17 protein-coding genes are annotated in these 14,784 nt (G+C 66.7%); 3 read left to right on the forward strand and 14 right to left on the reverse strand.

Annotation, left to right across the window (positions count from 1 at the left end):
• Nucleotides 1-4 precede the first annotated feature (4 nt).
• Both ACTJI6_RS15320 and ACTJI6_RS15325 read right to left on the reverse strand, forming a co-directional pair.
• A protein-coding gene (locus ACTJI6_RS15320; protein ID WP_088238952.1) for an IS5-like element ISPme2 family transposase occupies nucleotides 5-792 on the reverse strand; the annotation gives its coding sequence in 2 pieces (ribosomal slippage) (nucleotides 5-456 and nucleotides 456-792; 789 coding nt in all).
• Nucleotides 793-968: 176 nt separating this feature from the next.
• Nucleotides 969-2,279 carry a peptidoglycan-binding domain-containing protein gene (locus tag ACTJI6_RS15325; RefSeq protein ID WP_440801856.1) on the reverse strand — a complete coding sequence of 437 codons (1,311 nt, stop codon included), beginning with the start codon at nucleotides 2,277-2,279 and terminating at the stop codon, nucleotides 969-971.
• A gap of 93 nt (nucleotides 2,280-2,372) precedes the next feature.
• On the opposite strand from ACTJI6_RS15325, the gene ACTJI6_RS15330 reads away from it, so the two are divergent.
• Genes ACTJI6_RS15330 through glyS form a run of 3 tightly spaced genes read left to right on the forward strand, consistent with a single transcriptional unit; the run spans nucleotide 2,373 to nucleotide 5,988 of the window.
• Entirely contained in the window at nucleotides 2,373-3,290 is a 918-nt protein-coding gene (locus ACTJI6_RS15330; RefSeq protein WP_440801857.1) for a glycine--tRNA ligase subunit alpha, read from the forward strand.
• Entirely contained in the window at nucleotides 3,287-3,757 is a 471-nt protein-coding gene (locus tag ACTJI6_RS15335) for a DUF6446 family protein (protein ID WP_440801859.1), read from the forward strand. The genes ACTJI6_RS15330 and ACTJI6_RS15335 overlap by 4 nt, the downstream gene beginning before the upstream one ends.
• Nucleotides 3,757-5,988 carry a glycine--tRNA ligase subunit beta gene (glyS, locus tag ACTJI6_RS15340; RefSeq protein ID WP_440801861.1) on the forward strand — a complete coding sequence of 744 codons (2,232 nt, stop codon included), beginning with the start codon at nucleotides 3,757-3,759 and terminating at the stop codon, nucleotides 5,986-5,988. Before ACTJI6_RS15335 ends, glyS begins: the two co-directional genes overlap by 1 nt.
• 142 nt (nucleotides 5,989-6,130) lie before the next feature.
• Here glyS and ACTJI6_RS15345 read toward each other — a convergent pair whose 3' ends face one another.
• From ACTJI6_RS15345 to ACTJI6_RS15400, 12 genes are all read right to left on the reverse strand, one after another.
• Entirely contained in the window at nucleotides 6,131-6,910 is a 780-nt protein-coding gene (locus ACTJI6_RS15345; protein ID WP_440801862.1) for a succinate dehydrogenase iron-sulfur subunit, read from the reverse strand.
• A 12-nt stretch (nucleotides 6,911-6,922) separates the two neighbouring features.
• Nucleotides 6,923-7,762, reverse strand: a complete 840-nt coding sequence (locus tag ACTJI6_RS15350; protein ID WP_440801865.1) for a hypothetical protein — start codon at nucleotides 7,760-7,762, stop codon at nucleotides 6,923-6,925.
• Between the two features lies 1 nt (nucleotide 7,763).
• Nucleotides 7,764-8,063, reverse strand: coding sequence for a hypothetical protein (locus ACTJI6_RS15355; protein WP_440801867.1), 300 nt, complete (start codon nucleotides 8,061-8,063; stop codon nucleotides 7,764-7,766).
• A gap of 25 nt (nucleotides 8,064-8,088) precedes the next feature.
• Complete coding sequence (locus ACTJI6_RS15360) at nucleotides 8,089-8,454, reverse strand: hypothetical protein (RefSeq protein WP_440801869.1); 366 nt, start codon at nucleotides 8,452-8,454, stop codon at nucleotides 8,089-8,091.
• The gene (sdhA, locus tag ACTJI6_RS15365; protein ID WP_440801871.1) at nucleotides 8,454-10,256 is read right to left on the reverse strand and encodes a succinate dehydrogenase flavoprotein subunit; all 1,803 of its coding nucleotides are present in this window, start codon (nucleotides 10,254-10,256) and stop codon (nucleotides 8,454-8,456) included. The genes ACTJI6_RS15360 and sdhA overlap by 1 nt, the downstream gene beginning before the upstream one ends.
• A 7-nt stretch (nucleotides 10,257-10,263) precedes the next feature.
• Complete coding sequence (locus ACTJI6_RS15370; protein ID WP_440801872.1) at nucleotides 10,264-10,650, reverse strand: succinate dehydrogenase, hydrophobic membrane anchor protein; 387 nt, start codon at nucleotides 10,648-10,650, stop codon at nucleotides 10,264-10,266.
• Nucleotides 10,651-10,658: 8 nt separating this feature from the next.
• A complete protein-coding gene (gene sdhC, locus ACTJI6_RS15375; RefSeq protein ID WP_126155574.1) occupies nucleotides 10,659-11,051 on the reverse strand; it encodes a succinate dehydrogenase, cytochrome b556 subunit in 393 nt (130 codons plus the stop codon).
• Between the two features lie 212 nt (nucleotides 11,052-11,263).
• A complete protein-coding gene (locus tag ACTJI6_RS15380) occupies nucleotides 11,264-12,298 on the reverse strand; it encodes a MaoC family dehydratase (protein WP_440801874.1) in 1,035 nt (344 codons plus the stop codon).
• Nucleotides 12,295-12,501: a DUF1737 domain-containing protein gene (locus ACTJI6_RS15385; RefSeq protein ID WP_126155576.1), complete on the reverse strand. Its 207-nt coding sequence runs from the start codon at nucleotides 12,499-12,501 to the stop codon at nucleotides 12,295-12,297. Before ACTJI6_RS15385 ends, ACTJI6_RS15380 begins: the two co-directional genes overlap by 4 nt.
• A gap of 1 nt (nucleotide 12,502) precedes the next feature.
• The gene (locus ACTJI6_RS15390; RefSeq protein WP_440801876.1) at nucleotides 12,503-13,051 is read right to left on the reverse strand and encodes an NnrU family protein; all 549 of its coding nucleotides are present in this window, start codon (nucleotides 13,049-13,051) and stop codon (nucleotides 12,503-12,505) included.
• Nucleotides 13,052-13,092: 41 nt separating this feature from the next.
• Complete coding sequence (locus tag ACTJI6_RS15395) at nucleotides 13,093-13,938, reverse strand: HpcH/HpaI aldolase/citrate lyase family protein (RefSeq protein WP_440801878.1); 846 nt, start codon at nucleotides 13,936-13,938, stop codon at nucleotides 13,093-13,095.
• 81 nt (nucleotides 13,939-14,019) lie between these two features.
• Nucleotides 14,020-14,766, reverse strand: a complete 747-nt coding sequence (locus tag ACTJI6_RS15400) for a sulfite exporter TauE/SafE family protein (protein ID WP_440801880.1) — start codon at nucleotides 14,764-14,766, stop codon at nucleotides 14,020-14,022.
• Between the last annotated feature and the right edge of the window lie 18 nt (nucleotides 14,767-14,784).

The following is a 14,784-nucleotide window of genomic DNA, read 5'->3' on the forward strand; positions in this document are numbered from 1 at the left end:
TAGGTCATGTTGACAAATGGCGGAGCCAGAGGCGGATCGACGTGATGTCGATGAAGCCCAGGAAGCTTTCGGCGGTCTTGTCGTAGCGGGTGGCGACGCGACGGGCATTCTTGAGCTTGTTGAAGCACCGCTCAACGAGATTGCGCAGGCGGTAGAGCCTGCGGTCAACGGCGACCCGTAGCTTCCGGGTTTTGCGCATGGGGATGACCGGCACCACGTCGCGCACCTCCATGGTCTTGCGGATGTTGTCGGAGTCGTAGCCGCGGTCTGCGAGCAGAACGCTTGGCTCGGGCAGGTTGTCAGCCATGACCAGATCGAAGCCGAGGTAGTCCGATGTCTGCCCGGCCGTGATCTCGGTTCTCATGGGCAGGCCTGCCGCATTGACCCGCAGATGGATCTTGGTCGTGAAGCCACCTCGCGAGCGGCCGAAACCTTGGCGCGGAGTCCCCCTTTTGCGCCCGCTGCCTGATGATGAGCGCGAACCACGGTGCTGTCGATCATCTGCAGCGCATCCGGCACGATCCGGCTCTCGTTCAGCGCCTCCAGGATCTGTTCCCACAGCCCCGCCAACGTCCAGCGCCGGAACTGCCGATAGACAGACGACCATTTGCCGAACTCTTCCGGCAGGTCGCGCCAGGGCGACCCCGTTCGGGCGATCCAGAAAATCCCATCCAGAACAAGCCGATGGTTCGTGGGCTTGCGGCCGTTCGGAGAACGGACAGCCAGGATGAAGCGTTCAAAGAACGCCCACTCGTCGTTCGACATCAGGTTTCGTGCCACGCTGGTCTCCATTGCAGATACCAGCTTGAATCACGATCACCGCGCCCGGTGAATCCCTTTTGTCAACACGCCCTAACCTAGGCTTCGGCGTCACGCCAGATTTCCACATCAACTTGCCCCACTTCTCTGACTGTCTCATTGGTCCGCATTGCACACCGCGACTAACCCCGACTGTCAGTGGTCCGGTTTCACTCTACCGGCAAAGTCGCTTCACTTGACGCCCCCTCATTCACCGCCGGACCCTTGCGCGCAAAACTATCCGACATCTCCGCCGCGATCGGCGCCTGCGCCTGCGCGTCGCCCACGGGCCAGATCAGCACGAAGCCCTCGGCCCGGCCATCGCGGACCCAGCCTTCGGCCCGGCCGATATGAGCCTCGTTCGAGCCTTCCAGCAGCACATGGCCGGGCTTGATGGTGCGGGTCGGCTGCGGCACCCAGCCAAGCGCGGTGACAAGGCCTGACAGATCCAGCAGCTCCTGTTGCCCGCCGGGCTGGCTGAACAGGATCAGCGCCGCGCCGGACCCGTCCCTGGGACCATAGATCGACAGCGCCCGTTCCGTCCGGTCGAACTCCAGCCGGTCCATCGGCGCCAGCAGCGACAGCCCGGTCGCCGCGTCCTCCAGCGTTTCCAGCCCGACCTCGGCCCGCCAGGCGTCGCGGCGTGCGATCAACTCGCGCATCGCGGTGCCGGGGTCGGTGGACAGGCGTTCGGCCAGAATCTCGGCGCGGATGGCGTCGCGGGTGCGCGGGCCGTCCTTGCCGTCGATCTCTCCGTCATAGACGCCCGCCCAACGCAGCGCGCGCTGCACCTGGTCCAGCGGCGGCATTTCGCCGGGGGCGGCCGGGGGCGCGGGCAGGTTCGGCGCCTGCCCCGCCTGGACCACCGCCGCCAGATCGGCGGCGTCCGACACGAAAGCGTCGTTCGGGACAAGGTCGCCATCCTTGAAAACCTTCAGCCAGGCATCGGCGGCAGCCCGGTCCAGCGGACCCAGAACCACCCCGAACCAGCCGTTCGGCAGGCCCGCCAGCCCCGCCTCGGGGAAGGTCTTGCGCCATTCGACAAGGGCCGCGTCCGCATCTGTCCGCGACGGGACCGATTGCAGGCGCAGATAGGCGCCCGGCGCGGGCAGATCCGGCTGCGGCACGGCGGGTTCTGGCGCGGCAGCCGGCGCCTCGGCCACGGGCGCGGTCTGGCCTACCGGGGTCAGCACCACATCCTCGCCCGGCACGGTGACGAAACTGTCCGCCGGGATCTGCCGTGCCTCTTTCAGCGCGCCGATGCGCTCGCCCGCCTCCTCGGGCGTCAGCGGCCCGATGGCGATGGCGGTCCAGCCGCGCGGCAGCGGAAAGGTCACCACATCGCCCAACTGGCTGGCCCAGCGGGCGGCGGCCTCGGCCACGTCGCCGCCCCGCTTGGCCTCGATGCGGATCACGGCGTCCTGCGCGAAGCCCGCCATCGGCAGTCCCGCCGCCATCACCACGAAAGCCAGTCGCCGCATTCCCATCCCCTTTTCCGGCCTTTATTGACCCTGTTCCCCGCGCCGCCTAGAAGGCGCGCAAGCATGTGCTGATCTATGCAAAGGACGGCCCCGATGACCAGCCCCAACCGACCCCGCAGCTTTCAGGAGATCATCCTGCGCCTGCAAGCCTATTGGGCCGAACAGGGCTGCGCGATCCTGCAACCCTATGACATGGAGGTGGGCGCGGGCACCTTCCACCCGGCCACCACGCTGCGCAGCCTGGGCGGCAAGTCCTGGGCGGCGGCCTATGTCCAGCCCTCGCGACGCCCCACGGACGGGCGCTATGGCGAAAACCCGAACCGGCTTCAGCACTATTACCAGTATCAGGTCATCATCAAGCCGTCGCCCGCGAACCTGCAAGACCTGTATCTGGGCAGCCTGCGCGCCATCGGCCTGGATCCGCTGGTCCATGACGTGCGCTTCGTCGAGGATGACTGGGAATCCCCCACGCTGGGCGCCTGGGGCCTGGGATGGGAGGTCTGGTGCGACGGCATGGAGGTCAGCCAGTTCACCTATTTCCAGCAGGTCGGCGGCCATGACTGCCGCCCCGTTTCGGGCGAGCTGACCTATGGGCTGGAACGGCTGGCGATGTATGTGCTGGGGGTCGAGCATGTGATGGACATGCCCTTCAACGATCCCGGCGCGCCGATCCCGCTGACATATGGCGACATCTTCCGCCAGACCGAGCAGGAATATTCCCGCTGGAACTTCGATCAGGCCGATACGGACATGCTGTTCCAGCACTTCAAGGATGCCGAGGCCGAATGCGCCCGGATCCTCGCCGCCGACCCGGTGGACGGCGCGGGGCGGACCATCCCCATGGCCCACCCGGCCTATGACCAGGCGATCAAGGCCAGCCATATTTTCAACCTGCTGGATGCGCGCGGCGTGATCTCGGTCACGGAACGGCAGGCCTATATCGGCCGGGTCCGGGCGCTGGCGAAAGCCTGCGCCGACCTGTTCGTGACCACGGAAGCGGCCCAGGCATGAACGGCAAGATCATCGGCATCGGCCTGCTGGCCGCCGCCGTGATCGCGGGCGGCGGCATGTGGTATTTGCAGGAATATCATTTCTACGACCGGCTGGACCCCTCGGCCGTGGCACCGACCGTGATGGTTGACGGCGCCCCCCTTCCCCTGGCGACCACCGGGGTCGAGGCGATCGACGCCGACAGTTCCCCCCTGCGGTGGCGCGCCTGTTTCCGCCTGGCCGAACCCCTGCCCGCGGGCGCGGAACCCTTTGCCCAGCCGACGCCGCTGGCGGCGCCCTCATGGTTCGGCTGCTTCGACTATGCCCAGCTAACCCGCGACCTGGAATCGGGCGTGGCCGCCGCCTATCTGTCCCGGCCCGAAATCCGGCCCGACGTGGACCGCGTGATCGCCGTTTATCCCGACGGCCGCGCCTTCGGCTGGCACCAAATGAACGACAAGACCCCGGAACGCGGAGTGATGGACTGATGCCCGACCTGCTGATCGAACTGTTTTCCGAGGAAATCCCCGCCCGGATGCAGGCCCGCGCCCGCGAGGATCTGAGGAAGCTTGTGACCGACGGCTTGGTGAACGCCGGGCTGACCTATGCCTCGGCCGGGGCGTTTTCCACGCCGCGCCGCCTGACCCTGACGGTCGAGGGGCTGACGGCCAACAGCCCCACCACGCGCGAGGAACGCAAGGGCCCCCGCACCGACGCGCCGGACGCCGCGCTGGAAGGCTTCCTGCGTTCGACCGGCCTGACCCGCGACCAGTTGCAGGCCCGCGACGACAAGAAGGGCCAGGTCTGGTTCGCCGTGATCGAACGCGCGGGCCGCCCCGCCTCGGAAATCGTGGCCGAGGTCCTGGACGCCACCATCCGCAACTTCCCCTGGCCCAAGTCGATGCGTTGGGGTGCGGGTTCGCTCCGCTGGGTCCGCCCGCTGCATTCGATCCTCTGCCTGCTGTCGGACGAAGCGGGCGCCACCGTCGTCCCCCTGGCGGTCGAAGGCATCACGGCGGGCAACAACACGCGCGGGCATCGCTTCCTGTCCCCCGATGCCTTCACCGTCACGGGCTTTGACGATTACGCCGCGAAACTGCGCCGTGCCCATGTGATTCTGGACAGCGCCGAACGCGAGGCCGCGATCCGCCAGCAGGCCGAAAATCTCGCCTTCGCGCGCGGCTGGCAGATCGTCCCCGACGACGGGCTTCTGTCCGAGGTCGCGGGCCTTGTCGAATGGCCCGTCCCCCTGATGGGCGTGATCGAGGACCGCTTCCTGGACCTGCCGCCCGAGGTGCTGCAAACCTCGATGAAGGAACACCAGAAGTTCTTCTCGGCCAAGAACCCCAAGACCGGCCGCATCGAAGGTTTTGTGACTGTCGCCAATATCGAGACCCCGGACGACGGCGCGACGATCCTGGCCGGGAACCAGCGGGTGCTGGCCGCGCGCCTGTCGGACGCCGCGTTCTTCTGGGAAAACGACCTGCGCGAGGCGAAGGCGGGGATGCAGGCCTGGGCCGAGGGTCTGAAATCGGTGACGTTCCACAACAAGCTGGGGTCACAGGCGGATCGTGTTGCGCGGATCGCGGCGCTAGCCCGAGAGATCGCGCCCTTGGTCGGCGCCGACGCGAACCAGGCCGAACAGGCCGCAAAGCTGGCCAAGCTGGACCTGCGCAGCGCGATGATTGGAGAGTTCCCCGAACTGCAAGGCACCATGGGCCGGTATTACGCTCTTGCGGCAGGCCAGCCCGAGGCGGTAGCGGATGCCGCCCGCGACCATTACTCGCCGCTTGGGCCATCCGATGCGGTGCCGACTGCGCCGGTTTCGGTGGCGGTGGCCTTGGCTGACAAGATCGACACACTGACCGGGTTCTGGGCGATTAATGAGAAGCCTACCGGCTCGAAGGATCCCTATGCGCTGCGGCGGGCGGCGTTGGGGGTTATTCGGTTAGTACTGGAGAGCAAAAATGCAATCAGAATTTCTGACCTTATCCATTTTGCCAACAATAGTATTTCTGACGAATACAATGCTAAAGCGGACAAGATAAAACGAAGCCTGAAGGAGGCTGCTGAGAGTGTAGGTTTACCACTGGGCGAAACAGCCGAGATTGCATTCAAGTCGGTCAATCAAGTTAGCGGTGAAATCGCTAACGCGACGGGTCATGAGATGAAGTGGGTTGTCGGAGAATGGCGCACCGACCTCCTCTCCTTCCTCCACGACCGCCTCAAGGTCTACCTCCGCGACCAGGGCATCCGCCACGACATCATCGACGCCGTGCTGGCGCAGCCCGGCAATGACGACCTCGTGCTCGTGGTGAACCGCGCCACCGCGCTCAACGCCATGCTGCAAACCGATGACGGGAAAAACCTGACCCAGGGCCTCAAGCGCGCCGGGAACATCCTGGCGCAGGCCGAGGAAAAGGACGGCGTCGAATACAGCTTCGGCGCCGACGCGAAATTCGCCGAAACCGACCAGGAACGCGCCCTGTTCGCCGCCCTCGATACCGCCGAACCCGCGATCAAGCAGGCCATCGCGGCGGAAGACTTCCCCGCCGCCATGACGGCCATCGCCGCCCTGCGCGCGCCCATCGACGCCTTCTTCGACACGGTGCAGGTCAACACCGACAACCAGATCGTCCGCCGCAACCGCCTGAACCTGCTGCACCGCATCCGCGCCGCAGGCCAGCAGATCGCCGACTTCACCAAGGTCGAGGGGTGAAAAGCGCCCGGAAAAAGGTCCACTGGACCTTTTCCAGCGACAAACAAGCGACTCGCAGCAAAAGGGCCACAGGCAAAACCTCCGGCCCTTCTTCTTTGTCCCAATACCCCGCGGGGGTCCGGGGGCGCGAAGCCCCCGGCTTTTACACCATCCGGTCGACCATCATGTGCTTGATGGACGCGATCGCCTTGGCCGGGTTCAGCCCCTTGGGGCAGGTATTGGTGCAGTTCATGATCGTGTGGCAGCGATACAGCTTGAAGGGATCCTCCAGATCGTCCAGCCGCTCCCCAGTCGCCTCGTCGCGCGAATCGATGATCCAGCGATAGGCGTGCAGCAGTGCCGCCGGACCCAGATAGCGGTCGCCGCTCCACCAGTAGGACGGGCAGGCGGTCGAACAGGAGGCGCACAGGATGCACTCGTACAGCCCGTCCAGCTTCTTGCGGTCCTCGATGGACTGCTTCCATTCCTTGCCGGGCGTGGGCGACTTGGTGATCAGATAGGGGTTCACGCTGGCGTGCTGGGCATAGAAATGCGTCAAGTCGGGGACCAGATCCTTGACCACCGGCATGTGCGGCAGCGGATAGATCGACACGTCGCCCTTCACCTCGTCGATGCCATAGATGCAGGCCAGGTGGTTGCCGCCGTCGATGTTCATCGCGCAGGAACCGCAGATCCCCTCACGGCAGGACCGGCGGAAGGACAGGGTCGGGTCGATCTCGTTCTTGATCTTGATCAGCGCGTCCAGGACCATCGGCCCGCATTTGTCCAGATCGACGAAATAGGTGTCCAGGCGCGGATTTTCGCCCGTATCGGGATCCCAGCGATAAATCTTGAACTTGCGGACATTGGTCGCGCCCTGGGGCGCGGGCCAGGTCTTGCCGACGCGGATCTGGCTGTTCTTGGGCAGGGTGAACTGGACCATTGGGTGCTCCTCTCAGGAAGTGCCTTGCGGCACATCCGCCGCGAAAAGATGTTCGGCGCGGGCGACCAGATCGACGATCCGGCCATGCGCGTGCGGGTTCAGCGCCAGCCCGTTCAGGCGGCGCAGGAATTCGGTGGCGCCGGTGTTCAGGCGGCTGTTGGACGGCCCGTCCAGCGGAGCCAGCGCGTCGATCAGGTCGTCCCCGATCCCCGCATGGCGCAGCAACTGGCGGCCGGGGCGCAGGGGATCGGCCTCGTCCTCCAGCTTGAAGCGGGTCACGCGGCCGCCGACTTCGGCCGTCAGGCGGCGCATCAGGTCGCCCCATCCGGGAAGGCCCGCCGTCTCGGTCTCGAACTCGGCCAGGCTGCGGCCATAGCCGTCGGTGCGCACCGCCTGCGCCCAGACCGAGGGGCGCCAGGCCTTCTGCTGGCGGGTGTAGATCGCGAAATCGACCGCGAAATCCCGCGCTTCGGCCAGAAGCAGCGCGGCGATCTGCGGCAGGGCGGGATACAGCCGCACCTCGCCGCCATTGCCGGGCATGGCGCCTGCCAGGTTCTCGTGGCTGACCAGCACCGGCACGTCATTGCCGGGCAGCGTATCCAGCACCGCGCGGAAGGCCAGCTTCAACGCCTGTGCGCGGTCCCCGGACGGATCCAGGCTGAAGGCCACCGCCGCCCGGCCCAGGGGACGCATGGGCGATCCTTCCTCGGGCGTACGGATCACCAAATGGTCCGCCAGCGCGTCGGCGTTGCGGCGCAGGTGCCGCTGAATCGCGGTGCTGCCGGTCTTCTGGACGCCCAGATGGACGATCAGGCGCCGCGCCCCCTGCCCTGTCCGCCCTGCGCCCGCCATCTCAGCCCGTCCAGCCCGGCTGTTCGGTCAGCGGGCGGCGCGGCATCTGCCCGGAGCGGCGCTGCACGCAGCGGTCATAGACCTGCGAAGGATCGCGCCCCGCCAGATAGTCGCCCGACAGATCGACCGAAACGCTGCCGAAGCCGCGCGTCCCGCCGCCGCCGAAGCCGGTGCCGACGCCCAGGGCCACATTGGTGCGCGGGCGGACGGTCAGTTCGGCGTCGCGCAGGCAGGTCAGTTCGGCCTGCTGGACCGGCACCGGGCCGCAGGCGGCCAGGGTTCCCGCCAGCAAAAGCGCCATATGTCCCGCCCGCGCGCGCATCACGTCACGCCGTGCGCGCCGCCGCGGCGATGCACTGGGTCGTCGCCGGACGCGAGACGATGGCCGCCACGCTGTCCGCCGTGCCCGTCACGCCCGCGCGGGACGCTTGGGCGATGTCGATCAGTTCCGCCGTGGTGGCGTTGTTGACCACGCAATCGGTATAGGGCGCGACATTGGCGCCGGGCAGGCGCTTTTCCATCTCGGCGTTGATCACGGTGCGGGCCACCTGGCGCGAGGCCGCATCCAGCACCGTGGGCGTGGTGATCACACTGGGGGGCGTGGTGACGGTCGTCGCGGGCGGAACGGGGGCCACGCAGCCCGCCAGGGCGGCGGCGGCAAGACCCAGGGCGGCAAAAGTCTGGAAGCGCATCAGTAAACCCTTTTCTTGGGAGCAATCTTCTTCAGGTCGATCCCGCCATCTGCTTCCGTGGTCAGAGGGTCCAGATGAACGGGGCGGTAATCCAGTTTAACCGCGTTTCCATCCACCCATGCAAGCGAGTGCTTGCGCCAGTTGGCGTCGTCCCGCTCGGGCCAGTCCTCATGCGCATGGGCGCCCCGGCTTTCCTTCCTCGCCTCGGCCGCGACGATCGTCGCCAAGGCGTTGGGCATCAGATTGGTCAGCTCCAGCGTTTCCATCAGGTCGGTGTTCCAGATCAGACCCCGGTCGGTGACCTTGAGGTCGTCCAGCTTGGCGGCGATCCCCGTCATCTTCTCGGCGCCCTCGGCCAGGGTCTTGTCGGTGCGGAACACCGCCGCGTCGGCCTGCATGGTGCGCTGCATCTCCAGCCGCAGATCCGCAGTGGGCGTGGTGCCGTTGGCATTGCGCAGCGCGTCGAAGCGGGCCAGCGCCTTGTCCACCTGGGCCTGGTTGGTGGCGGGGACATGGCTTTCGCGGTCGATCACCTGACCCGCGCGGATCGCGGCGGCGCGGCCGAAGACCACCAGGTCGATCAGGCTGTTCGACCCCAGCCGGTTCGCGCCGTGGACGGACGCGCAGCCCGCCTCGCCCACGGCCATCAGGCCGGGGAAGATCGCATCCGGGTTGTCGGCGGTGGGGTTCAGCACCTCGCCCCAATAGTTCGTGGGGATGCCGCCCATGTTGTAATGGACCGTCGGCAGGATCGGGATCGGCTGCTTGGTCACATCGACGCCCGCGAAGATCTTGGCGGATTCACTGATGCCGGGCAGGCGCTCGGCTAGGGCCTCGGGCGGCAGGTGCATCAGGTTCAGATACATGTGGTCCTTGTCGGGACCGACGCCGCGGCCTTCGCGGATCTCGATGGTGATGCAGCGGGAAACCACGTCGCGCGAGGCCAGATCCTTGTAGGTGGGCGCATAGCGTTCCATGAACCGCTCGCCCTCGGAGTTCGTCAGGTATCCGCCCTCGCCCCGCGCGCCTTCGGTGATCAGGCAGCCCGAGCCGTAGATGCCGGTCGGGTGGAACTGCACGAATTCCATATCCTGCAAGGGCAGGCCCGCGCGCGCCACCATGCCGCCGCCGTCGCCGGTGCAGGTATGGGCCGATGTCGCGCTGAAATAGGCGCGGCCATAGCCGCCGGTCGCCAGCACCACCATCTTGGCGTTGAAGACGTGGATGGTGCCGTCGTCCAGCTTCCAGCAGACGACGCCGGTGCAGGCGCCGTCGGTGATGATCAGGTCCAGCGCGAAATATTCGATGAAGAATTCCGCGTTGTTCTTGAGCGATTGCCCATAAAGCGTGTGCAGGATCGCGTGGCCGGTGCGGTCGGCCGCCGCGCAGGTGCGCTGCACCGGGGGGCCTTCGCCGAATTCAGTGGTGTGGCCGCCGAAGGGGCGCTGATAGATCTTGCCTTCCTCGGTCCGGGAAAACGGCACGCCGTAATGTTCCAGTTCGTAGACTGCCTTGGGCGCCTCGCGCGCGAGGTATTCCATCGCGTCGGTATCGCCCAGCCAGTCCGACCCTTTCACGGTGTCGTACATGTGCCATTGCCAGTTGTCCGGTCCCATGTTCGACAGCGACGCGGCGATGCCGCCTTGCGCCGCGACGGTGTGGGACCGCGTGGGGAACACCTTGGTCACGCAGGCGGTGCGCAGCCCCTGTTCCGCCATGCCCAGCGTCGCGCGCAGACCGGCGCCCCCGGCCCCCACCACGACCACGTCGTAATCATGCGTATGAATGTCGTAAGCAGCCATGATGTCCTCAGATCGCGATGGTGACCAGCGTCATCTTGGCCAAGGCAAAGACTGCCGCCGCGATGACCGCCCAGGAAAAGACCACCGAAACGATGATCGCCACCTTGCGCGCCGTGTGTTGGAAATAATCGTCGATCATGATCCGGGTGCCTTTGATGAAATGCACCATGCCCACGACGATGAACAGCGCCGTGATCAGCGCAGGATAGGGGCGACCGAAATAGGCCACCAGTTCGGGATGCGGCAGGCCGATCGCCTTGCCGATGACCAGCATGAAGGCCGGGACCAGCAGGACAAGGGCGCAGGAGCTGACGGTCAGGAACCAGTGGTCCTGGGTGCCGCTATGGGCCGAGCCGAGTCCCTGGGCTGCCTTGCGGGGGGTGATATAGCGCATGGTATCCCTCAGAACAGGAAGAACAGGATCAGAGAGATCAGCGTCAGCACCACCGATCCGATGATGATGGCCCAGCTGGCGCGCTCGGCCTCTTCGATGCGCAGCAGCTGGCCCGAATCGTAGAACAGGTGCCGGATGCCGGCCAGCGTATGGAACCACAGCGCCCAGGCCGACCCGGTCAGGACGATGAAGCCGATCCAGGACCGCACCACCCAGTCGGCGGCGGCGAAGGCGCGCGGGCCGCTGACGGCGGCGACCAGCCACCAGACCAGCAGCAGGATGCCCGCGACAAGCGCATGGCCCGTGATCCGCGTCATGATCGAGGTCACGGCGGCGATGGGCAGGCGATAGACCTGGAGATGGGGGGAAAGCGGCCGGTTGCCCCGGTTCACATCGGCCATGATGCGGCGCTCCTTTAAACGGTTCTGGCTGGACCCGTCGCAGGCATGGCTGGCCTCGCGGGCTGGCGATTGGCGCGTGTTCTGTCGGCATTTGTGACATCTGTCACCGCCAGATGCCAGAGCGGCCGCCTAATTTCCTCGCTTTGCGACCTTTGTGATCACGACCTGCCAGGCTGTGATCACAAGGGATGCTGCGGATGCGAATGTTTGCGCTAGACCGGAATCAAGGCCCAGTAATCCAGATCCAGCAGCACCTCGGGCAGATAGCGGCCGTCGCCGTCCTTCAGCGGGAAGGCCGCGCTGTCGCCCTTGGTCGCGACCAGCCGCAGCCGGATCGCGCCGACGCCCGGCGCATCGGTTTCCGCCTTGTCCAGAACCTCGGACCAGGCGCGAATTGTGTCGCCCGCGAAGCAGGGGTTGGCATGGGCGCCCGCGTTCAGCGCGACGATCATCTGCGCATTGGCCAGCCCGTTGAAGGACAGCGCGCGGGCCATGCTGATGACATGGCCGCCATAGATCAGGCGCTTGCCGTCCTCGCGGTGGGTGGCGTCGAAATGCACCTTGGCGGTGTTCTGCCACAACCGGGTCGCCAGCATATGCTCGGCCTCCTCGATGGTGACGCCGTCCACATGGTCGATCTTCTCGCCCACCTGATAGTCGCCCCAGCGATGCGGTTCGCCCGCCAGGTCGAAGTCGTAATCGCTGAAATCCAGTCCTTCGGGGATCATCAGATCGTCGGCGGCGACCGCCGGAGCCAGGTCCGGCACAACGGTTTCCGGCGCCGGGGCATCCGCGTCGCGCTTGCGCACCATCACCCAACGGACGTAATCCAGCACGGGTTCGTCCATCTGGTTCAGGCCCTGGGTGCGGACCCAGACCACGCCGGATTTCCCGTTCGAGTTCTGCTTCAACCCGATCACCTGCGATTCCGACCGCAGCGTGTCGCCCGGCCAGACCGGCGCCAGCCAGCGGCCCTGCGCATAGCCCAGGTTCGCCACCGCGTTCAGGCTCACATCCGGCACGGTCTTGCCGAAGACGACGTGGAAGGCCAGCAGGTCGTCCATCGGGCTGCCGTCCAGCCCGCAACTGGTGGCGAATTCGTCGCTGGAATAGAGCGCGTGACGCGCGGGATACAGCGCGTGATACAGCGCCCGTTCCCCCTCGGCCACGGTGCGGGGGACGGCGTGGCGGATCACCTGGCCAATGCGGTAATCCTCGAAGAAACGGCCCGGATTGGTCTTGGTCATTGTTGTCCCAGCTTCATGTCGGGATGATAGTCGGCCTTGATCTGCTTGGTGATCGCCTGGCCCATGCGCATCACGCCCTTGACGGGATCCCAGGCCATGGTGGGGCTGCCATGCAGCGACCAACCCTTCGACAGCGCCTCGCTGACGCGGTGGCAGAATTGCGAGGTGTCGTCCTCGGTGATGCAGCGATAGATGGTGGTCACGTCAGCCTCCGAATGGCCAGGGTCCGACCCAGCCGTGGATCAGGCCCACGACCAGCATGACGACGACCGCGCCCACGGCCGCCATGATCTCCTTGCGCAACGGGAACGGGCCGGTGCGCCGTTTCCAGGCGCCCGCGCGGTTCAGCACGGCGATTTCCACCACGGCCCAAGCCAGCAGCCCGCCGAACAGCACCAGCGACGGCAGGTCACCGTTCACCAGCAGATGCGCGACAGCCCACAGCGAGAAGGCCGTCAGTTGCGGATGACGCAGCCAGGCGGTGACGCGGGTCTTCATCCCGTCCGCGGCGTAGAGATAGAAGGCCAGCAGCACCAGCAGGTTGTTGATCCCGACCGTGGCGGGCGACGGCCCCCACCAGACCGGCCCGTCGGCCCGCTTGTAGCCGATCACCATCAGCACCACCGACAAGACCAGCAGCAGCGCGACCAGCCCCTTGCCCGTGTCGCCCAGGGCCGCGCGGCGTTCGGGGGCCGCGCGCTTGAACAGATGCGCCGCCCACCACAGGGCCACGCCGAGACTCAGCAGAACCATCTGGCTTTCCTTTGCTGGATGTCATTGCCGCCACCCTGCCCCTATCCGGCCATCTCTGCAATCGCCCGCGCCTTGTCCAGGGTCTTGCGGGCGGTCTCGACATGCAGGTTCTCGACGATCCTGCCGTCGACCACGGCGACACCCTTGCCCTCGGCGGCGGCGGCCTGGAAAGCCTCGATCTGCCGGCGGGCCAGGTCGATCTCGGCCTCGGTGGGCGCGAAGGCGTCGTTGGCGATGGCAAGCTGGGCGGGGTGGATCAGCGTCTTGCCGTCGAACCCCATGTCGCGGCCCTGTTCGCATTCCGCGCGCAACCCGTCATCATCCTTGAAGGCGTTGAACACGCCGTCCACGATCACCTTGCCATGCGCCTTGGCGGCCAGCAGGCAGAGGCCAAGCCCCGCCTGCATCGGCAGCCGGTCCGGGCGGAAGCGGCTGCCCAGTTCCTTGGCAAGGTCGTTGGTGCCCATCACCATCCCCTCCAGCCGGGGATGGGCGGCGATGGCGGCGGCGTTCAGCATCCCCAGCGGCGTTTCCATCATCGCCCAAAGCGGCAGGCCGGGGATCAGCGCCGCCACCCGGTCCAGATCGGCAGGGCCGTCCACCTTGGGGATCAGCACCGCATCCGCGCCCGCCAGCCCGGCGCAGAAGCGCGCGTCGTCTGCGCCCCATTCGGTCGCCAGGCCGTTGATCCGCACGATCCGGGCGCGCGGGCCGTAATCGTTCGCCAGCGCCGCCGCCAGGGCATCGCGCGCGGCGGGCTTTTCGCCGGGGGCCACCGCGTCCTCAAGGTCGAAGATGATCGCGTCGGCGGGCAGCCCCTGGGCTTTTTCCATCGCCCGCGCATTGGCGGCGGGGATATACAGAACCGAACGATAGGGACGCGCCATGAAAACCTCCTCGCAACAATCTTGCGCGACGCTGCCCTGCGGCGCCAGATTTGGCAAGCGCAAACTTGCTGCGCTGCGGCGTCAGGCCAAGGCCTGCCAGATCAGCCGCAGCGACACCGCCAGCAGGCCCCAGGTGATCAGCTTGTAGAACAGCGCCTGCGGGATGATGCGGACCAGCCGCAGCCCGGCCCAGACCGCCAGCAGCGACACCGGAGTCAGGATCGCCGCCGCCGTCAGGTTGGCCGCCGACAACTGGCCCAGTGCGGCATAGGGAATCAGCTTGACCCAGTTGCAGATCGCGAAGAACCAGGTCGTCGTCCCGGCATAGATCAGCGCGGGCAGGCGCAGCGGCTGGACATAGACCTGCCAAGGCGGCGCGCCCGCATGGCTGACAAAGCTGGTATAGCCCGACAAAAGCCCCCACAGCGTGCCCCGCCCGGCCGAGGGCTCGCGCTGCCGGTCGGGCAAGGGCGGACGGATCAGCGCGTTCAGGGCAAACACCGCGCCGACCGCGCCGACGATGAAGGTCACGCCCTCGACCGGCACCACATGGGCGCCTGCCCAGCCGATGCCGATTCCGGCCAAGGCGCCGGGGATGGCCGTCGCCAGCACCCGCATGTCGAAGTGATGGCGAAAGGCCAGCAGCCCGCCGATGTCGGACACCACATAGACCGGCAGCATCAGCCCCGCCGCCTGCACCGGCGACATGACCAGCGACAGGATCGGGACCGAGATCATGCCGACCATCGCCAACCCGCCCTTGGCAAGGCCCACCGCCGCGGCGGCGATCACCGCCAGCACCCAGCCCCAGACTGTCAAATCCAGCATTCGCGCCCCCTTGCCTGC

The organism is Paracoccus sp. 22332 (genome assembly GCF_052045125.1).
GTDB lineage: Bacteria > Pseudomonadota > Alphaproteobacteria > Rhodobacterales > Rhodobacteraceae > Paracoccus > Paracoccus haematequi_A.